General features: G+C 38.2%; 18 protein-coding genes. 11 read left to right on the forward strand and 7 right to left on the reverse strand.

Annotated features, from left to right (window positions below):
• Positions 1-213: 213 nt before the first annotated feature.
• Positions 214-1,278, reverse strand: a complete 1,065-nt coding sequence (locus BXY75_RS02570; protein ID WP_121906130.1) for an isoaspartyl peptidase/L-asparaginase family protein — start codon at positions 1,276-1,278, stop codon at positions 214-216.
• A gap of 205 nt (positions 1,279-1,483) precedes the next feature.
• On the opposite strand from BXY75_RS02570, the gene BXY75_RS02575 reads away from it, so the two are divergent.
• The 6 genes from BXY75_RS02575 to BXY75_RS02600 all read left to right on the forward strand — a co-directional run bounded on the left by BXY75_RS02575 (position 1,484) and on the right by BXY75_RS02600 (position 6,628).
• Positions 1,484-1,987, forward strand: coding sequence for a CAP domain-containing protein (locus BXY75_RS02575; protein ID WP_121906131.1), 504 nt, complete (start codon positions 1,484-1,486; stop codon positions 1,985-1,987).
• 67 nt (positions 1,988-2,054) lie between these two features.
• Positions 2,055-2,591, forward strand: a complete 537-nt coding sequence (locus tag BXY75_RS02580) for a 3-hydroxyanthranilate 3,4-dioxygenase (protein WP_121906132.1) — start codon at positions 2,055-2,057, stop codon at positions 2,589-2,591.
• Between the two features lie 4 nt (positions 2,592-2,595).
• Positions 2,596-3,189, forward strand: a complete 594-nt coding sequence (locus BXY75_RS02585) for a pyridoxine/pyridoxamine 5'-phosphate oxidase (RefSeq protein ID WP_121906133.1) — start codon at positions 2,596-2,598, stop codon at positions 3,187-3,189.
• A gap of 193 nt (positions 3,190-3,382) precedes the next feature.
• Complete coding sequence (gene amaB, locus BXY75_RS02590; protein ID WP_121906134.1) at positions 3,383-4,936, forward strand: L-piperidine-6-carboxylate dehydrogenase; 1,554 nt, start codon at positions 3,383-3,385, stop codon at positions 4,934-4,936.
• Positions 4,937-5,098: 162 nt separating this feature from the next.
• The gene (locus BXY75_RS02595; RefSeq protein WP_121906135.1) at positions 5,099-6,040 is read left to right on the forward strand and encodes an OmpA family protein; all 942 of its coding nucleotides are present in this window, start codon (positions 5,099-5,101) and stop codon (positions 6,038-6,040) included.
• A gap of 30 nt (positions 6,041-6,070) precedes the next feature.
• Entirely contained in the window at positions 6,071-6,628 is a 558-nt protein-coding gene (locus BXY75_RS02600) for a hypothetical protein (protein ID WP_121906136.1), read from the forward strand.
• Between the two features lie 152 nt (positions 6,629-6,780).
• Here the strand turns inward: BXY75_RS02600 and BXY75_RS02605 are convergent, their stop codons facing one another.
• The 6 genes from BXY75_RS02605 to BXY75_RS02630 form a co-directional block, all read right to left on the reverse strand.
• A complete protein-coding gene (locus BXY75_RS02605; protein ID WP_121906137.1) occupies positions 6,781-7,770 on the reverse strand; it encodes an acyl-ACP desaturase in 990 nt (329 codons plus the stop codon).
• Positions 7,771-7,915: 145 nt separating this feature from the next.
• Positions 7,916-8,644 carry a metallophosphoesterase family protein gene (locus BXY75_RS02610; RefSeq protein ID WP_121906138.1) on the reverse strand — a complete coding sequence of 243 codons (729 nt, stop codon included), beginning with the start codon at positions 8,642-8,644 and terminating at the stop codon, positions 7,916-7,918.
• On the reverse strand, positions 8,637-9,743 hold the full coding sequence (locus tag BXY75_RS02615) for a DNA helicase PriA (RefSeq protein ID WP_121906139.1): 1,107 nt from the start codon (positions 9,741-9,743) through the stop codon (positions 8,637-8,639). The genes BXY75_RS02610 and BXY75_RS02615 overlap by 8 nt, the downstream gene beginning before the upstream one ends.
• A gap of 113 nt (positions 9,744-9,856) precedes the next feature.
• Positions 9,857-10,993 carry an SPFH domain-containing protein gene (locus BXY75_RS02620; RefSeq protein ID WP_121906140.1) on the reverse strand — a complete coding sequence of 379 codons (1,137 nt, stop codon included), beginning with the start codon at positions 10,991-10,993 and terminating at the stop codon, positions 9,857-9,859.
• Positions 10,994-11,049: 56 nt separating this feature from the next.
• Positions 11,050-12,186, reverse strand: coding sequence for an ATP-binding protein (locus BXY75_RS02625; RefSeq protein ID WP_121906141.1), 1,137 nt, complete (start codon positions 12,184-12,186; stop codon positions 11,050-11,052).
• A 253-nt stretch (positions 12,187-12,439) separates the two neighbouring features.
• A complete protein-coding gene (locus BXY75_RS02630; RefSeq protein WP_121906142.1) occupies positions 12,440-13,195 on the reverse strand; it encodes an SDR family NAD(P)-dependent oxidoreductase in 756 nt (251 codons plus the stop codon).
• Positions 13,196-13,335: 140 nt separating this feature from the next.
• On the opposite strand from BXY75_RS02630, the gene BXY75_RS02635 reads away from it, so the two are divergent.
• From BXY75_RS02635 to BXY75_RS02655, 5 genes are all read left to right on the forward strand, one after another.
• Positions 13,336-14,127 (forward strand): DUF4382 domain-containing protein, encoded by a 792-nt coding sequence (locus BXY75_RS02635; protein ID WP_170152833.1) that lies wholly within the window; start codon positions 13,336-13,338, stop codon positions 14,125-14,127.
• Between the two features lie 143 nt (positions 14,128-14,270).
• Positions 14,271-15,275: an AAA family ATPase gene (locus tag BXY75_RS02640; RefSeq protein WP_121906143.1), complete on the forward strand. Its 1,005-nt coding sequence runs from the start codon at positions 14,271-14,273 to the stop codon at positions 15,273-15,275.
• Between the two features lie 96 nt (positions 15,276-15,371).
• Positions 15,372-16,238 carry a DUF58 domain-containing protein gene (locus BXY75_RS02645; protein WP_121906144.1) on the forward strand — a complete coding sequence of 289 codons (867 nt, stop codon included), beginning with the start codon at positions 15,372-15,374 and terminating at the stop codon, positions 16,236-16,238.
• A 63-nt stretch (positions 16,239-16,301) separates the two neighbouring features.
• Positions 16,302-17,900, forward strand: a complete 1,599-nt coding sequence (locus BXY75_RS02650) for a DUF4381 domain-containing protein (protein ID WP_147437217.1) — start codon at positions 16,302-16,304, stop codon at positions 17,898-17,900.
• Positions 17,900-18,904, forward strand: a complete 1,005-nt coding sequence (locus tag BXY75_RS02655) for a vWA domain-containing protein (RefSeq protein ID WP_121906146.1) — start codon at positions 17,900-17,902, stop codon at positions 18,902-18,904. Before BXY75_RS02650 ends, BXY75_RS02655 begins: the two co-directional genes overlap by 1 nt.
• The last annotated feature ends 96 nt before the right edge of the window (positions 18,905-19,000 follow it).

Here is a 19,000-nt window from a genome sequence, read left to right on the forward strand (position 1 = left end):
GTGGTTTTTCGCAATGGCAAAGCCATCTCAAAATTCCTACATATCTAGGACTTGAACGCGTAATTTATAGAATTAAGGGAGGGAGATATAGGCTGAAAACGAAAGATTTAATGAATATCGTATATCGATTTTAACATTTGGCAAGAGTTTAACAATTGGGCACAATATGTTGTAAGTATGCGAAAGACACTAACTATACTATAAATTAAAAGCTTACTCCTTATATATTCCAAGGGTTAGTTCCCCTTCAGAATTCATATGTGCGCGGTACATTCCGGCAGTGTTGAATTCCATAGCGACATTTCCATCTTTATCGATGGCAACAATACCACCATCACCACCTAAAGCGGGAACTTTCTTTTGTATTACCTCTTTGGCGGCTTCATTAAGTGAAACTCCTTTATATTCCATCATGGCGGAAATATCATGTGCAACCATTGCTCGGATAAAATATTCACCCCAACCTGTGGACGAAACTGCACAGGTGGCATTATTGGCATAGGTCCCAGCACCAATGATAGGTGCATCCCCAATCCGATTCCATCTTTTATTGGTCATTCCACCGGTGGAAGTCCCGGCAGCCAGATTTCCATTTTTATCTAAAGCAGCATAGCCGACCGTTCCGAATTTTGAGTTTTTAATGTACGGATCTTCAAAAACACTGCCTAGCTTTTTGGCTTTCTGCTTTTCTCTGTTTTTTATTTTCTGAAGCGATTGGAACCTATTTTCGGTGTAGAAGTATTCTGGATCTACAAGCAGGAAGCCTTTTTCCTGTGCAAAGATTTCAGCTCCTTTTCCACTTAGCATAACATGAGGGGAGTCGTTCATAACTACCAATGCAAGGCTTATCGGATTTTTAATTCTGGTAACTCCGGCAACAGCACCGGCATTTAAATCGGCACCATTCATGACTGAAGCATCCATCTCGTTGGTTTCATCATGCGTGAATACAGATCCTTTTCCAGCATTAAATAGAGGGGAATCCTCCATTACATTAATAGTTGACACCACGGCCTCCATTGAAGTTCCTCCGTTTTTCAAAATGGAGTAACCTACGTTAATTGCTTCAGTGAGTTTTACTTTATAGGCGTTCTCGAGCGAATCGCTCATATTTTCTTTTAGGATGGTTCCGGCACCTCCATGGATTACAATTCCGAAGTTTTGATCGGTTTTTGTCGTTTCAGAATGAGAATTTGAATCTTTTGAAGCCGTTTTTCTATCATTTTTACAGCTGAAAAGCACAAAAAGCAGGATTAAAAGTGTTAAAGTTTTATACATATCATATTTTATTTTGACAGTCAATTCTTTACAAGTATCGCATATATAATGCGGGATTTGTAGGAATTTTACTTGTAGGAATTATCGGATAAATCGAATTAATTTACGATTAAAGACATAATTAATACGATAAACTGTAATTGATGTAAGAAAATTCTTTACATTTGATTCAACATCATGCCCCAAATTTGATGCCCCCCAAATTATGAGACTACTACAACTTAACCTACTTGCAATGGTTTTTCTTTTTCTTGCAACTTCTTGTCAGAAAGATGAAAGCTTTACTTCCGAAGAAGCAAATTACACAATTGACCTAAATCTAGCTAATGAAACCGATTGGAAAATGGCAGATGAGATTTTGGTATTGGTAAATGAATATAGAAATACTCTTGGGCTAACTCCTATTATATCAGATAAACAATTCGCATCGGCTTACGCTGTAGATCATTCTCATTATATGATGGCGAAATCACAAATCAATCATGACAATTTTGGTGTTCGCGCACAGGCACTTAGAGATAACGGAGCCGAAAGAGTTGGCGAAAATGTAGCTTTTGGATACAATACCGCAGAAGCTGTTGTTCAAGCCTGGTTAAACAGCGAAGGCCATAGAGAAATTATAGAAGGCAACTTTTCACACTCAGGTTTTGGAGTGCTAAAGGCAAGCGATAACAGATACTACTTTACCCAACTTTTCTACAAAAAGTAATTCCCAACTTAACTTTTTCTTTTGCGTCAATTGCCTTATTTTTACGTGTACTCTTAAAAATAAGGCAATGGCAATTAGAAAACCTTTCAATCTAAATAAATGGATCGACGAAAATAGAGATCTGCTAAAACCACCTGTAGGAAATAAAAATCTTTATATAGATGCTCAGGATTACATAGTAATGGTCGTGGCGGGTCCCAACGCTAGAAAAGATTATCATTATAATGAAACGGAAGAATTATTCTATCAACTGGAAGGAAATATTCAAGTGATTATACAGGATAATGGAGAGAAAAGAGTATTGGAATTGGGTCCAGGGGATATGTATCTTCATCCTTCAAAAACACCACATTCACCGGTTCGCGGAGATAATTCAATAGGTTTAGTCATCGAACGCAAACGCGCCGGACAAGGCTACAAAGACGGTTTACTTTGGTTTTGTGATAATTGCAATAATAAGATTCACGAAGTCTATTTTGAATTACATGATGTCGAGAAGGACTTCCTTCCACACTTTAAAGATTTCTACAATTCGAAAGATCATCGCACCTGCAACAACTGTGGAACCGTAATGGAAACAGATCCTAGATTTACTGGAGAATAATATAATGATAGTATCAGACAGCCCTAATCCGTTTTACGTGTTTAGTTCATGGCTGCATGAACATATAACTTCTACAGCACTAAATCATCCCTCAGCCTGTGTTCTGTCAACAATAGGATTAGATGGTTTTCCAAATGCACGAAATGTTGCGCTAAAAGAACTGCAGCACCCATACCTTATTACCACAGGACCATTATCCTCACGAAAGGGTCAGGAAATTGATCAGAATCCAAAAGTTGCACTTACTTTTTGGTGGGATGAGAGTGGCCGACAAATAAGAATTCAAGGGGTCGCTAGCTTACTAGATGACCAATCCTCCGATTTTTATTTTTCCAATAGGAATAAAAACTCCCAGATAATTAGTGTTGCTAGTAAACAAGGAGAAATTTTGACCACTACAAGTTTGTTTCAAGATTCTATTGAAAAAACTAAACAAGAATTTAATAATAAAGAAGTGGTGAGACCACTCAATTGGGGAGGTTTTAAAATTGAACCACTGAGATTCGAATTTCTGGAATTTAAGGAATCCAGAGAGCATATCCGTACGTTATTCACTAAAAATAATCGAAACTGGAATGTTTGTATGTTACAACCTTAATAAGTCCCGTATCAAAACTTTATAAATTTTAAGCTTCATTTAAGCGAGATTTGTGCTTTCGTTTGTTCTTCGGAAAGACCTTCGTATTCATTTCAAATTCTATACAGTATTATGTACCTTTGCAAACTCATAATCTGAAGCGCTTTTTACAGCTTTCAGCAAAAATGAATTAAGAACAAAAACATAACAATATATGTCAACTGTAGCAACATCCTTCGGAATTGAAGAAGCATTACAAAAATTGGGAATAAAAGAAGTCAACCCGGGAACTTCAACTGGAAATAAATGGTTTTCAGGAGAAGATACCATTGCTTCTTATTCGCCAGTAGACGGAAAACTTATTGGTAAGGTAACCGTTACTACAAAAGAAGATTACGAAAAAGTTATGGAATCGGCCACTGCTGCTTTCAAAACATTTAGAACTATCCCTGCACCTCAACGAGGTGAAATAGTACGGCAGTTTGGAAATAAACTAAGAGAATTGAAAGAACCGTTAGGGAAGTTAGTTTCATACGAAATGGGGAAATCTCTTCAAGAAGGTTATGGAGAAGTTCAAGAAATGATCGATATCTGTGACTTCGCAGTTGGATTGTCTAGACAATTAAATGGACAGACGATTCCTTCAGAGCGTCCCGGACATGTTATGAGAGAGCAATGGCACTCTTTAGGTGTTGTAGGTATTATTTCTGCCTTTAATTTTCCAGTAGCCGTTTGGGCATGGAATACTGCCTTAGCATGGGTATGTGGTGATGTATGTGTGTGGAAAGCTTCGGAAAAAGCTCCTTTATGCTCAGTTGCTTGTCAGAATATTATTGCCGGAGTCTTAAAAGAAAATAATCTACCGGAAGGTATTTCTTGTATCATCAATGGAGACTACAAAATAGGTGAAATGATGACCAACGACACAAGAATTCCTTTAATTTCAGCAACAGGATCTACCCGAATGGGAAGAATTGTAGGTGCTAAGGTAGCTGAGCGCTTTGGAAAATCACTATTGGAGTTAGGAGGAAACAATGCAATTATCATTACTCCAACGGCCGATTTAAAAGTAGTGGTGCCTGGAGCAGTATTTGGCGCTGTAGGAACTGCAGGTCAACGTTGTACTTCTACTAGAAGATTGATTATTCATGAATCTGTTTACAATAAAGTTAGAGACGCCATTGTTGGTGCATACGCTCAAATTAAGATCGGGAATCCATTAGACGAAACTAAACATGTTGGTCCACTAATCGATAAAGACGCTGTGGCAATGTATTTGAACGCTATCGAAAAGGCAAAAGCTGAAGGCGGAAACGTTTTAATTGAAGGAGGCGTAGTAAAGGGAGAAGGCTTTGAAAGCGGTTGCTACGTAAAACCTGCGATAATTGAAGCAAAAAATCATTATGAGATTGTACAACATGAAACATTCGCTCCTATTTTATATCTAATGAAATACAGCGGGGAAGTTGAAAATGCAATTGATATGCAAAATGGTGTTGCACAAGGATTATCATCTGCAATCATGACAAATGAAATGAAAGAAGCAGAGAAATTCTTGTCGTATTCTGGTTCCGACTGTGGAATTGCGAACGTAAATATTGGAACTTCCGGTGCCGAAATTGGAGGTGCTTTTGGAGGTGAGAAAGAAACCGGTGGAGGACGTGAATCTGGATCTGATGCTTGGAAAGTATATATGAGAAGACAAACCAATACGGTGAACTATTCTGATGAATTGCCTCTGGCACAAGGGATTAAATTCGATTTGTAGTAATTGAAAAATCACATATTTCGAAAAACCCGTTTAACAATACCGTTGAACGGGTTTTTTTATTCTTAAAACGAATAAACATTCCTTTAGTGCTTACCGCCTGAAAATCAACAGTTTTATTTTGTAACTTAGAAGTACAGTAACCATTAACAAACCAACCTCATGGGTAAGAAAACGGTATATCTTCTGGGTATTCTGCTTACAATCCTCATTGGTACTTACTTCTATTGGAAACATTGTTGCGGCGGGAAATTAGCCGCTCAAACTGAAAAATCTGTAGTAAGCGATACCGAGAATAACAATGCGAACAGAGGGATCGAAGCAACGCTACGTAATTCTTTTAAACTAAGTGACCCGAACGGAAATTTTTCATTCCGAACTGACAATAATTTTAATTTTAATAGCTCAGATTTCAAGATTCTTTTACCTGTTTCTGAAGATCTAAATACAGGCATCGACGATTTACAGCTTTATTTAGATGAACATGAGGTTAAACAGATTGATATTACTGGATTGTATGCTTTGGCAGAAGATAATACCTCTGCTTTCCCAAATCTAGGAATGGCCAGGGCAACTTCAGTAAAAAATTATTTTGTTTCAAGAGGGATTGATGCTTCCCGTCTTAATCTCTTCGGAAAAAGTAGCGACGCCATAAGCGCAAGCGATAATATCTACTATGGCCCTTTGAATATCTCATTTTCTGAAGCCGGAATCTCTTCCGAAGAAAAAGAAAAAGAATCAATGAATGCATTGAAAAAAAGTATTCAGGACGATCCGTTGATTCTAAACTTTGCTAATGCTCAAACACAGATAAATCTTTCCGAAGCACAGCGTCAAAAGATTGCGGATATTGCGCGTTATTTGGATAAAGTCGAGGACGGAAAAGCTTTGGTTACAGGTCATACTGATAATACCGGAAGTAGAGAAGGAAATATATTAATCGGTCAAAAACGGGCTGATTTCGCAAAAAGCTACCTTATAAGTAATGGAATATCGGCAGCAAATATCGAATCCATCGGAAAAGGATCGGATGAGCCTATTGCTACTAACGATTCCGAAGAAGGGCGATCGAAAAACAGACGGACTGTAGTTACCGTAAATTAAATAAACTATAAACCTAAACAGATATTAACTATGGACTTGTGTATATTAATTCCATTATTGGTAGGCCTTATATGTGCTTTGCTTGGTTACTTATTGGGAAGAAGTTCTTCCGGAGATACTAAAGAAATATCCAGCGATATAGAACTTTGGAAAAACAAAAATGCGCAGTTAGAAAATGACCTAAGAGCTTGTAGATCACAACTTACTAAGGCTGATACCAAAGCCACAACAAAGGCTTCGACCACATCTTCGTTTGCCGCAACCACATCAACTGCTGCAGCTTCAATAGTTTTTAATGCTGCGGCTGCCAAGACAGTCTTTGGAAAAAAGGTGAAACAAGATGATCTTACCCTTGTTGAAGGCATCGGTCCTAAAATAAGTCAGTTGTTTCATAACCATAATGTTACTGCCTGGAAAGGACTATCTGAAACAAGTGTAGCTCGTTGTCAGGAAATATTAGATACTGGTGGGGAACGATATACTGTTCATAATCCGGGAACATGGCCAAGGCAGGCAAAAATGGCCTATGAAGGAAAATGGAAGGAATTAAAAGATTGGCAGGATATTCTGGATAAAGGAAAAGAGTAAATAGGATTTTTAATTTAGTTAATAGGCTGCCTGAGACGCAACATTTTTGTCAAACCTCACAATTAATTTGTCGGTTAGCCGGCATTGACAATTTGCAACAACCATCTTTCAGGCAGTTTTTTGTTAATTATTTTTTAAGCAAAAGGAAATTTTTAAACGACACCATTAGCTTCTACCCATTTAAATTTGGTAATATCTGTAGGCACGGCAATTCGTTCGGCAACACGCGTCATACGTGCCGGAAGCGTCATTAGATAATCACGGGCTTTTTCGGCCTCATCTGTTAGGGAATTCATTTTCCCGATCTCCCAATATTCATTTAATTTATCTAGAATATCTATATAATCGAATGTTGTATAAACGCCTAAGCGCTGTGCTGCGTTCGAGAAGTTCTCAAAGGCGGAAGCAATCCCATCCCCGGATTCACGAAGAAACTGAGCAGGCATCACAATTTTTTTCTTCATCATATCCTGAAAAGCCAGCATCATTTCACTGGGATCATAATCGAAAATAATCTTCACAAATTCGCGATACGCCAGGTGGTGTCGCATTTCATCTCCGGCAATCACAGTACACATTTTCCCCAACATTTTATTCCCTTTTTGTTTGGCTAACTGCCCAACTCGTTTGTGGGAAATGTTGGTTGCTAACTCCTGAAAACTTGTGTAAATAAAATTACGATACGGATCTCTGGCAGTGCCTATGTCAAAGCCATCATTAATTAAATGTTGTGTTGTTTTTTCAACTTCCCTCATATTCACCCTTCCGGAGAGGTATAGGTATTTATTAAGTGCATCACCATGGCGATTCTCCTCACCAGTCCAATGTCGAACCCATTTTGACCAGCCGTTATTAGCTACCTGATCTACTCCTTCTACATCCATCAGCCAGGATTCGTAAGTAGGAAGTGCTTCTTCAGTCACCATATCTCCAACTAGTACAACCCAAAAGTCGTAGCCTAGTTCTTTGGCTTCTTCCCTAATCTGAATGATGCCATCCATATAATTCTCCTGCTGTAAATTAGGAAGTAAGTCGCTAGGTTGCCAAATCTCCTCTACCGGGATAAGATATTTTTCCACAAAACTATCGATAGATTTCTCCACAGTTTTCATCACTTCCAATCGAATATTTTTTGTAGCCATTTTCTTATAATTAAGATTTTTTCAGAAACAATCTTAAATCCGAACCAAAAGGGGGAAATAGATGGAGTTTTAGAAGAAATTTGATTTTTAATAATCTATTAATCAAAGATAAAAAGAAAGGTTAAGACCCTTGTTTAAAAATCTCTTAATTTCTTCCCATTTCTTCGGGATATAGTGTCCAAACAGGTTTGCTTTGCCATATTTCTTTGCTTTCTGCGTCCAAAATGGATAAAGGACCTTTGAATGCGGCTCCTGTATCTACATTCCAAACATTGGCGAAATTGGTTGGTTTAGACTTTCCAACTCTAGTAACTGGTGTATGTCCAATAAAAATTTCATTGAAAAGTGAGAGCCGTTTTGGGTATTGTAGTTCTCCTAGTCTTAGTGATTGATCCATGCTATATGCCATTTCCCAAAGCGTACGGTCCCAATAGACATTTCGAGGGTAAAATTCATGCTGAGGCCCATGGATACTGGTAAAACCGGCGTGTACAAACAATCGATTTTTAGTATCTACATGATAATTCTCTAGCTTTTCCAAAAAATGCATATGTAGTTGTATCTCTTCTTCGGAAAGATTAGCATAGCTATACATACTTGAAATTCCACCACTGGCTAACCAGACTGGATTTTTGTCACCCTTTTTCAGAAAATTGTAAAGTAGTTCATCGTGATTACCACGTAAAAAGATGCAATTATTTGCTTCAGAAAAATCCAAAAGAAAGGCAATCGTTTCAGCATTATCGCTCCACCCATCCACATAATCCCCTACAAAAATGAAAAGGTCTTCCGAAGAGAAAGGAACCTTATCTAAAACTTCTTTTAGTGCATGTAAACCTCCATGTATGTCTCCAACTACATAAGTTCTAGCCATTTTGAGCAAATATTAAAATGACAGAAATAATGGTAATAATAAGTAAAATGAAAAGAAAAATTTTCCAAAATGAATACGGGCGTTGTCCCGAAACTATACCAGTTTGTCCATTCACAAAAAAGTTATATCGCTTGCCATTGAAGCTGTAAGCACTTATGTAAACAGGAAGTAGAATATGTTTAAAAGTTTCATCACTTAATCGCATGTTCAGCGAACTTACTTGCTGAGTGTCGCCGCCAATATCACGACAAGCCCAATTAGTTGCAATTACTTTTGCCTCCTTATTCGCTTCAAGATGTCCCTCTTTTAATGGAATAGTATATTTTTCAGTTACAAAACCAGCTAAAAAACTACTGTCAAATGGCTGTAGTGCCTGTAGATTCCATAATGCCACTTTTTTTGGTATAACTCCTGTTTTCTGTTTAGAAGCTTTAATTAAAGTATCGTCAACAAATCCATTTACAGAACCACTAGCGGGAGTCCATCGCGTTCTTCGTTCCTGTCGATTTTGGGTTACTCGCTTGCCATTTACCGTGGAAGTATAAGGAACAGTCACATAATAATAATCTCCACGTTGTCCAGTATAGTTTGCATAAAGCTGCGCATCGAAGGTCCAAAACGGCGAATAAAGCCCTTTAGTGTTCTGCGGATCGATAGCTGCTTTTTTTAGATTATTTGGCGCAAACCATAATCCGTCGACCCATTTTTTAAACACAGCATGTGCTTTTGCCTGATCAATCTGAAATGGAAGCACGGCTCCCGGAAGTATCCAATCTTCTTTGTAGGCATCTTCAATAATCAATGGCATACTGCAATACACGCAATGAAGTGATTTATAATTTTCCTCAATATGCTGATTGGCTCCACAATTCTTACAATGCAACATTGTTATTTCCTCACTATGTGATTGTGACCCCATTTGATTGAGATAAGGAGCTAATTCGAGTTCTTTAAAACTATCTTCGGAAGGGGAAATTTGCTGCGTATGTCCGCAATAATTACATTTCAGTTCGGTTGTCCCCGGGGCATAGGTAAGTTCTGCGCCACAATTGACGCAGGATTTTTTAAGTTCAGATTTTTTTGAAGTATTTTCTTGCATTTTAAGACAATGGAAGATTCTTTTTAATAATACACACCCCTTAATCCCCTCTTATTAGAGGGGAGACTTTACGACTCCCTCCTAATAAGGAGGGACTGAGGGAGGTGTTTTTTTTAAGATCCCGGAAGTGGTGGCGGAGTATTTCCTCCTAAAAAGGCCTTTAATTCTTCCACCTCCAGCAATGGAGACCAATTTGTCATTCCCTGTTTCCAGATTAAGCTGTCTTTATTCACCGTCCGATTTGCGAAAAGTGCCTTTAGCTGTTCGAAAGCAACCGGTCCGGCTTGCTGCCCATTGGCAGAGTAGAAATACTGAATTGCTTGAGGCATTGGAGGAGGCATCGTGTTTACTTGTTGCATTGGAGCCTGTTGTTGGCCTCCCATTTGAGGTGCCATCATACCGCCCATTTGTTGTGCGAGTACAAATCCCATTCCCATACCCATTCCGGCACCTGCTGTTCCACCTTCGTTGGTAGCTGCAGCTTCAATTGCCTTAGCAGTTTTAAACTTAGTTAATTTGTCAAGATCTATTTTGTCAAGTCGGCTGTATTCGAAGATCTCTTTTTTAAGATCTTCAGGCATGGATACGTTTTCAATAAAGAATTTCTCCAACGAGATTCCCACGCTATTAAATTCCGGCTGCATTACTTCCTTACAAGTTTCTGAAAGCTCTGTGGTATTAGCAGCATAAAGTTCGATAGGTAATTTGGCTTCACCAACCGTATCTGTAAAACGCGTAGCGATTAAACTTTTAAGATGTTCGTTGATTTCAAAATTGGTAAAGTTGTTATCGGTTCCAACGATGTCCACAATAAATTTACCAGCATCATTAATCTTAAAAGCATAAGATCCAAAAGCACGAATCTCTACAAGTCCGAAGCGTTCGTCGTTTAAAGTAATTGGGTTTTTGGTACCCCATTTTTCGTCGGTGAACAAATGTGTATTTACAAAATATACTTCAGCTTTGAATGGACTATCGAATCCGTATTTCCAACCTTTTAGTGTAGTAAGAATCGGAAGGTTTTGAGTGCTTAATGTATAAGTTCCGGGTTTGAAAACATCCGCCAACTGACCTTCATTTATAAACACAGCTGTTTGCCCTTCACGGACGATAAGCTTCGCATTGTTTTTTATTTCGTTTTGGTAACGTTCAAAACGGTGGCAGATAGTGTCGTCTGTGTAGTCCAACCATTCGATAATGTCTATAAATTCGTGACTTAGTTTTTCTTTAATCTTGTCGAAAATGCCCATGAGGTTTAAAGTTTAATAATTGAGGTTTAAAGATATAAAAATAGGATGGAAGTGTGTTAATTGTACTTCACTTTCCGAAGAATGCGAACCGATTCTTTAAAAGAATGATACACCTCATCACTAAAATTCTTCAGATAAGGTTTGGCTTCGAATAATTTTTCTTTGGCTTCTGAAAAATCGTTGAGATAACAAATTAAGTAGGTAGCCGGCAGCTTCCGAAGATCTTTTTCTTCCGAAGGGATTAAAGGAATATTCTTTTTTAATTTTTCAACCAAAGCGTTGTTGGAATTGTAAATATGAAAGAGCGTCTTTTTATTAAAACGGGGAGCTTCAAAAACGAGTTTAGAGTCAATTTTGTGAGAGCCGTTCTCCTCAAAACCAATGGTCACTTCTTCCAAGGGATAATAACGGAATTGGTTGTTTAAGCCTAAATGTACATATTCAGTGATCTTAAATTCATCTTCGGTAATTTCAATACTAACTTCATCAAGAGCCGAATAAAAAAGACGTACCTGCTCATTGATCAACTCAATATCCACACGAGAATAATAGGTTTTATCCTTTAGTTTTTTAATATTTCCCGCCCAGCAAACCACGAAAAGCTCTTTGAAAACCTTGTAGTGAGATTCCAGATCTTTGTGGCGATGGTTGATAAAATCGATCACTCCATCAAGGGTCAATTCTATATTATTTTTAGCGTTGTTCTCAATGGATTGTACTATTTCAGAATTCACATCTTTGATCTCAATATCGAAATCTTTTGGCATAGAAATACTCCCATCTCTCAAAAAAATAGAGCCTCCCCAATACTTCCAAATGTTTTTCCGAAGCGAAGTGATTTTACCATTAGGGCGAATGGTAACCAAGCCCACTACTTTGTCTGCTGGCAACTTAGGAAAAGCAACATTTTCATAAATTATCAAAGGTGCATTCGTGAGATAAGCATTGATGAGGTTTTGAATTTTACTATCATCGAAAAAATCGGTACCGGTAATCTCGTTGGTTTCGTCCTCTACTCCAATTACTATAAACGAATTGTTTTTTGGATTGCTATTACTTAAAGCGCAGATATGTTTTAAAAATTTGGCCTTTCCTTCCTTAGTCCCCAGATCGATTTTTCGCTTTTTATCATAGAAACTACTCTCATCGTTGTGAGCCAAAAGATTCTTGATTAAAAGTCGTTTGTTAATCATATCATTTCCCGCGGAGGCGGGAATCTATTTTTATTTTGTTGCTAAATTGAAAAAACCCTCACCTCGGTCCTCTCCCAGAGGGAGAGGAGGCTTGGTTCATTATAAGTTTTCAATTTAGGTTTTTTATATGTTACGTCTGTTTTACAATAATCGTTGCCCTCACCTCGGTCCTCTCCCAGAGGGAGAGGAGGGTTTATTGTTATCATTTTAATCAAATTTTAACCTCAGTCCTTAACCATGGGGAGAGGAGGGTTTATTTTTTATTCACAATTGTGCTGCTAGCTTGATCCAAACACATGACGGTGAGATCGGCAATATTCACATGTGGAGGTCGTGTCACTGCGAACCAAATAATTTCTGCAATATCTTCTGCTTGTAATGGTGAAAAGCCTTCATACACTTTATCGGCACGCTTGCTATCTCCTTTAAAACGCACTTCGCTAAATTCTGTTGCCACCAATCCGGGATTTATTGCACCCACTTTTATTCCTTTTCCGTTGAGGTCAATTCGCATTCCTTGATTAATCGCATCTACAGCATGTTTACTTGCACAATACACATTACCTTTTGGATAAACTTCTTTTCCAGCCGTCGAACCTATATTAATTATATGGCCACTTTTGCTCTTTATCATATTTGGTAGTACGGCCTTCGTCACATATAACAAACCTTTCACATTAATGTCCAGCATAGCATCCCAATCATCGACCGACCCATCTTGAATAGTATCCAGACCATGTGCATTCCCAGCGTTATTGATGAGAATATCTATTTCTGAAAATGCTTCGGAAAGACCTTGGATCTGTTCAAATACATGAATTCTATTTCGCACATCGAAATTTAGGACGTAGACTTCAGTGAATTTTTGCAATTCTGAAGCCAATGCATCAAGTCGTTCTTGCCGCCTTCCGCAGAGAATAAGTCGGATGCCATTTTTAGCAAATATCCTTGCCGTGGCCATCCCAATTCCTGAGGTCGCTCCTGTAATAAGTGCTGTTCTGTCTTTCATTTTTTGTTTAAAAGTAAAGTTTCTGAAACATTTGTTGAAGTTAAACACTAGTTAATTCAATCGTTAAAGCATGTTAAAGATTTAAAAGACTAATGAATTCTGAAATATGTTTACACCAAAATGTAAAATAACGAATAACTATGAAGAATTTAATAAAATTATCAGTTCTTACCATATTGTTACTTGGATTTGTAGCTTGTAGTGATGATGAAAATTCTAACTCTACGGAAGGTACTTCCAGAATGTCGGTAAAATTAGTAGATGCTCCCGGAGATTATGATGCGGTCTTTATTGATGTTCAAGATGTAGTCATAAAGTATAACGGAAATGAAAATGATGTCTCGATTGGAGCTATTAATGCCGGTGTCTACGATTTACTTGAACTTACAGCTGGGGTATCGGGATTATTAGTAGACGATGAAATCCCTGCGGGTTCTATTAGTCAGATTAGACTAATCTTAGGCGAGAATAATTCCATTGTAGTGGATGGAGAAACTATTCCATTAAACACACCTAGTGCGCAACAATCGGGTCTCAAAATACAGGTGAATGAAACACTTGAGCCCGGAATATTCTACGAATTTATACTAGATTTTGATGTAGAGCAGTCGATTGTAGCTCTAGGAAATGGTGGATATAATTTAAAACCAGTAATAAGAGCAAGTACTGTAGCTGAAACAGGTTCTATTTCAGGAAACGTACTACCTCTAGGCGTGCAAACGCTTATTACAGCGAACAATGGAGTGAATGAGATTTCTACTTATGTCAACCCAATTACTGGAGCTTTTGTATTGAGCGGTGTACCAGACGGCACTTACACTATAACTTTTGAAGCAGACATAGCTGTTGGCTTGCCAGTATTGGTTTTGGAAGATGTAGTAGTAACCAATGGAAACATTACAGCGTTAGGTACTGTTGATTTGAATCCTTAGACCGTAAAAAACACTTTTATAAGAGGTAAACACATTGTGTTTACCTCTCTTTTTTTAACCAAACCTTAACAGGGATTTTTGCAATAATTCTCCAATTTGCGAGTCTATTTAAACACCCCTAGTTCATTTGAAATAATCACAATATGGAACAAACAACAACTGCCCTGGATATTGGCGCGTTAAATGAAAAGATTGAAAAGGAAAGTGCCTTTGTAGACATTCTAACTTTAGAGATGAACAAAGTAATCATCGGTCAGAAACATATGATCGAACGCTTAATGATTGGATTGCTAGGACAAGGTCATATATTATTGGAAGGAGTCCCGGGATTGGCAAAAACACTCGCCATCAATACGCTGTCAAAAGCAGTACACGGAAGCTTCAGTAGGATACAGTTTACACCAGATTTACTTCCGGCCGATGTAGTAGGAACGATGATCTATAATATGAAACTGAATGATTTCAGTATTAAAAAAGGACCCATTTTTGCAAATTTCGTATTGGCTGATGAGATAAACAGGGCGCCTGCAAAAGTACAGTCGGCTTTACTAGAAGCGATGCAAGAAAAACAAGTTACCATTGGGGATAAAACTTTTATTCTCGACCGTCCGTTTTTGGTAATGGCAACTCAGAACCCAATAGAACAAGAAGGAACCTATCCATTACCTGAAGCACAGGTAGATAGATTTATGCTAAAAACGGTGATAAAATATCCCCAGATGGCAGAAGAACAACTTATTATTCGTCAGAATTTAAAAGGGGCTTACGATCAAATTAATCCTGTTGTGACTTTAGAACAAATTACCAGAGCGCAAGCTTCAGTTCGTGAGGTTTATATGGATGAAAAGATAGAGAAGTATATTCTAGACATTATTTTCGCAACTCGTTCTCCCGAAAATTACAGACTTGCCGACCTTAAACCGTTGATTAGTTTTGGGTCTTCACCTAGAGGTAGTATCAACCTGGCAATGGCAGCAAAATGTTATGCTTTTATCAAGAGAAGAGGTTATGTGATTCCTGAAGATGTTCGAGCTGTAGTTCACGATGTATTACGTCATCGTATCGGGATTACCTACGAAGCGGAAGCAGAAAATGTGACTTCAGAAGATATTATTAACAAGATTGTAAACGAGATTGAAGTACCGTAATCAGCGCCCAGTTTACAGTGTTCAGTAAGCGGTATTTAAAATTTACTCCAAACTGAGACTGCCAACTATTACTGCCAACTGTTTACTCAAAGGAAAATGGATACTAAAGAACTTCTTAAAAAAGTACGAAAAATCGAGATTAAGACACGTCGCTTAAGCGATCATGTGTTTGGTGGCGAGTATCACAGTACTTTTAAAGGTCGTGGGATGACTTTTAGTGAAGTGCGACAGTACCAGTTTGGTGATGATGTTAGAAATATCGACTGGAATGTTACTGCGAGATATAACGAACCCTTTGTAAAGGTTTTTGAGGAAGAACGGGAATTAACCTTGATGTTGGTTGCCGATATTAGTGGCTCGGAGTTCTTCGGAACTGACGCCCAATTCAAAAATGAAATTATTACTGAAATTTCCGCAACCCTTGCGTTTTCAGCCATGCAGAATAATGATAAGATTGGTCTCATCTTGTTTTCAGATGAGATTGAACTCTACATTCCTCCGAAAAAAGGAAAGTCACATGTGCTTCGAATCATTCGTGAATTATTAGAGTTTCAACCAAAAAGCAAAAAAACAGATATCGCAATGGCGTTGAAGTTTTTAAGCAATGTAATGAAGAAAAAGGCGATCGTTTTTGTGTTATCCGATTTCATCACCGATGGTTACAGAGATTCCTTAAAAATTGCAGCGAACAAACACGATGTTACGGGAATTCGAGTATACGATAGAAGAGAAGAAGAAATTCCTAATCTGGGAATGGTACAAATGCAGGACGAAGAAACAGGAGAGTTACTATTGGTAAATACAGCCTCCAAAGCGGTACGAAATAACTACTACGCCTACCACCGCGAGCGGGTTGATTATTTTCAGGAGGCATTTTTAAAGAGCGGAGCAGGAGCGATGAGTTGTCGGGTGGACGAAAGCTACGTCAAGAAATTACTAGGTTATTTTAAACGAAGAGGATAATAGAATTTAGAAATGGCGATGTACGATTTACGAAATAGGGTGTTTAATTTAAAGAGAAGAATTATGCTTTCTTTTCTCTTATGTCTAATCCCTGTTGTCTCTTTTTCTCAAGTAACTTCTTCCATCGATTCAACTAGTGTCAAGATCGGAGAAGAAATTCAGTATAGTATTCAGGTAATGGTCGACACGACAGATGTAGTTATCTTTCCTGAAGGACAAAGCTTCTTACCGCTGGAAGTAATCGAATCCTATAAGATAGACACCACCATTGAGCAGGCAAAATATCGCTTGATTAAAAAATACGGACTTACGCAGTTCGATTCTGGAAAATTTACGATTCCGGCGCAAAGAGTAATGATTAACAACAAAGCATTCGTGACCGATTCGACAAAGGTTGAAATTAGGGATGTTGTTGTTGACACGACTAAACAAAAAATGTTCGACATCAAACCCGCTGTAGATGTTGATCGCCCACCATTCGATTTTAAGAAATTCCTTCTTTGGGTAGTTCCTATACTTGCTATAATTGGGATTTTGGTTTTTATTTTCTTCCGAAGGAAAAAGCGAAAAGAAGCGAAGGAAGTCATTTTACCCCCTTACGAAGAGGCCATTTTTGCATTAAAAAAACTGGATGATTCTCATCTTCTGAAGGAGCACAAGTCCAAAGAATATTACTCGAATCTTACCGAAATTGTAAAACGCTATCTCGACAGGGAAGTTGACGACACTGTTTTGGAGAGCACAAGTGACGAGTTGATTGAACGACTCATTTTACATAAAGATGCAGGACATTTCGACTTTGACAGGGAGACGATTCGTCACTTAGATCAGATCCTTAAAAGAGCAGATTTGGTGAAATTTGCGAAAATGCAGCAAGCAGAAGGGCAGGCACAGGCAGATAGATCAACAATAGAAGAAATTATAAATGAAACACATGAGGTGATCCCCGAACCTACAGAGGAAGAATTGCTTGAAAACGAACAATATTTAGAAGCATTACGTAAGAAACGAGAACGTAAAAAATGGATGGTCGGCGCAACTACGCTGATTGGAGCTTTATTAGTAAGTGCTTTGGTTTATGGAGGTGTAAAAGGATTCGACAATTTGAAGGATTTGTTATTTGGAAATGAGATTCGTGAATTAGCTGAAGGGCGATGGGTAAAAAGTGAATATGGGAATCCTATGGTGATTATTGAGACACCAAAAGTACTTCTAAGAGCCGATATTCCTACGCCCGAAGGATTACAAAGCACTGTAAAAGATTTGAGTGTGTTTACACTCGGAAAAAAAGGAGATGATTTGTACATCGTACTTACCACTTCAAAATTCAGACAAGCGCATGAAGTTGATCTTCAGGAAACGCTTGAAAGTTCACTTACGGAACTTGAAAAAGGAGGTGCCAAGAATATGGTGGTAAAGCAAGATGAATTTGAAACAAATAAAGGAATTAAAGGCTTAAGAGCCTATGGTGAGTTTAATATTCAGGTCTCGAATAATGAAGTGCTTAAAGACGCTAGTTCCTATGAACTTTTATTGTTTGCCCAGCCGGAAGGGGTGCAGCAAGTGTTAATCGTATATAACGATGATGGGCGTTTCGCTGAAGGAATTAAGAAACGAATCGCAGAATCAATAGAACTTGAAATTTCAGAAACAAAACGCTAATGTTCGAAAATTTTGAATTTGTTAATCCGCAGTTTTTCTGGTTGTTTTTATTACTTCCGGCGCTAATGCTATGGTATTATATAAAACGAAAACAACAGACAGCAGCGCTAAAAATTTCCAGTATCAAAGGCTTTAAAACCGGTAAAAACTGGTTGGCAAGATTACGTCCGTTATTATTTGTACTTCGTTTGTTAGCACTTTCTGCTTTAATTGTTGCTATGGCGCGACCCAGAACGGTGGACGAATCTACACGAATTAAAACGACACAGGGAATCGACATTGTAATGGCGATTGATGTTTCTGCTTCCATGTTGGCAAGAGATCTAAAACCAAATAGGCTTGAAGCTCTAAAAACGGTTGCAGCAAGATTTATAAATGACAGACCCAATGATCGTATTGGTCTCGTTGAATACGCCGGCGAAAGCTATACAAAAACACCACTTACCAGCGATAAGACAATAGTACTTTCGGCCTTAAAAAGCATTGTTTACAATACTATAATTGAAGGTGGAACGGCTATTGGGTCTGGATTGGCTACAGCTGTAAATCGGTTAAAAGAAAGCCGTGCAACAAGTAAGGTAATTATTTTACTAACAGACGGAGTTAATAATACAGGTTTTATAGATCCTAAGATCGCAAGTGAATTAGCCGTGGAGTTCGGGATTAAGGTCTATACCATCGGACTTGGTTCTAACGGAATGGCTTTGTCGCCGATTGGCATTCGTGCAGACGGCGGATTTCAATACGGAAATGTGCAGGTAGAGATCGATGAGGCGCTTTTAAAGGAAATCGCTAAGATCACAGGAGGTCAGTATTTCCGGGCGACAAGTACGACCAAGTTGAAAGAAATTTACGACGAGATAAACAAATTAGAAAGAACCGATATTGAGGAGTTTAAATATACCAATTACGATGAGAAGTTTCGTCCCTGGGCGTTGTTTGCCTTAGGAATGTTAGCTTTCGATCTGTTATTGCGATACACGCTCTTTAGAAGTTTTGTATAGATTGTAAAAAAAGGGCAAAACATCCCCGCCTAGCCTCCCCTTCGAAGGGGAGGAATAGAGATTTGTTAATAGTGCAAAGCACTTTATGTTTAAGTA

The sequence above is a fragment of the Ulvibacter antarcticus genome (assembly GCF_003688405.1).
GTDB lineage: Bacteria > Bacteroidota > Bacteroidia > Flavobacteriales > Flavobacteriaceae > Ulvibacter > Ulvibacter antarcticus.

Excerpts from the sequence above, each read along its gene's own strand:
- BXY75_RS02570 (WP_121906130.1), bottom strand. The coding sequence starts at position 1,278 with ATGTATAAAACTTTAACACTTTTAATCCTGCTTTTTGTGCTTTTCAGC.
- BXY75_RS02575 (WP_121906131.1), top strand. The coding sequence starts at position 1,484 with ATGAGACTACTACAACTTAACCTACTTGCAATGGTTTTTCTTTTTCTT.
- BXY75_RS02580 (WP_121906132.1), top strand. The coding sequence starts at position 2,055 with ATGGCAATTAGAAAACCTTTCAATCTAAATAAATGGATCGACGAAAAT.
- BXY75_RS02585 (WP_121906133.1), top strand. The coding sequence starts at position 2,596 with ATGATAGTATCAGACAGCCCTAATCCGTTTTACGTGTTTAGTTCATGG.
- amaB (WP_121906134.1), top strand. The coding sequence starts at position 3,383 with ATGTCAACTGTAGCAACATCCTTCGGAATTGAAGAAGCATTACAAAAA.
- BXY75_RS02595 (WP_121906135.1), top strand. The coding sequence starts at position 5,099 with ATGGGTAAGAAAACGGTATATCTTCTGGGTATTCTGCTTACAATCCTC.
- BXY75_RS02600 (WP_121906136.1), top strand. The coding sequence starts at position 6,071 with ATGGACTTGTGTATATTAATTCCATTATTGGTAGGCCTTATATGTGCT.
- BXY75_RS02605 (WP_121906137.1), bottom strand. The coding sequence starts at position 7,770 with ATGGCTACAAAAAATATTCGATTGGAAGTGATGAAAACTGTGGAGAAA.
- BXY75_RS02610 (WP_121906138.1), bottom strand. The coding sequence starts at position 8,644 with ATGGCTAGAACTTATGTAGTTGGAGACATACATGGAGGTTTACATGCA.
- BXY75_RS02615 (WP_121906139.1), bottom strand. The coding sequence starts at position 9,743 with ATGCAAGAAAATACTTCAAAAAAATCTGAACTTAAAAAATCCTGCGTC.
- BXY75_RS02620 (WP_121906140.1), bottom strand. The coding sequence starts at position 10,993 with ATGGGCATTTTCGACAAGATTAAAGAAAAACTAAGTCACGAATTTATA.
- BXY75_RS02625 (WP_121906141.1), bottom strand. The coding sequence starts at position 12,186 with ATGATTAACAAACGACTTTTAATCAAGAATCTTTTGGCTCACAACGAT.
- BXY75_RS02630 (WP_121906142.1), bottom strand. The coding sequence starts at position 13,195 with ATGAAAGACAGAACAGCACTTATTACAGGAGCGACCTCAGGAATTGGG.
- BXY75_RS02635 (WP_170152833.1), top strand. The coding sequence starts at position 13,336 with ATGAAGAATTTAATAAAATTATCAGTTCTTACCATATTGTTACTTGGA.
- BXY75_RS02640 (WP_121906143.1), top strand. The coding sequence starts at position 14,271 with ATGGAACAAACAACAACTGCCCTGGATATTGGCGCGTTAAATGAAAAG.
- BXY75_RS02645 (WP_121906144.1), top strand. The coding sequence starts at position 15,372 with ATGGATACTAAAGAACTTCTTAAAAAAGTACGAAAAATCGAGATTAAG.
- BXY75_RS02650 (WP_147437217.1), top strand. The coding sequence starts at position 16,302 with ATGCTTTCTTTTCTCTTATGTCTAATCCCTGTTGTCTCTTTTTCTCAA.
- BXY75_RS02655 (WP_121906146.1), top strand. The coding sequence starts at position 17,900 with ATGTTCGAAAATTTTGAATTTGTTAATCCGCAGTTTTTCTGGTTGTTT.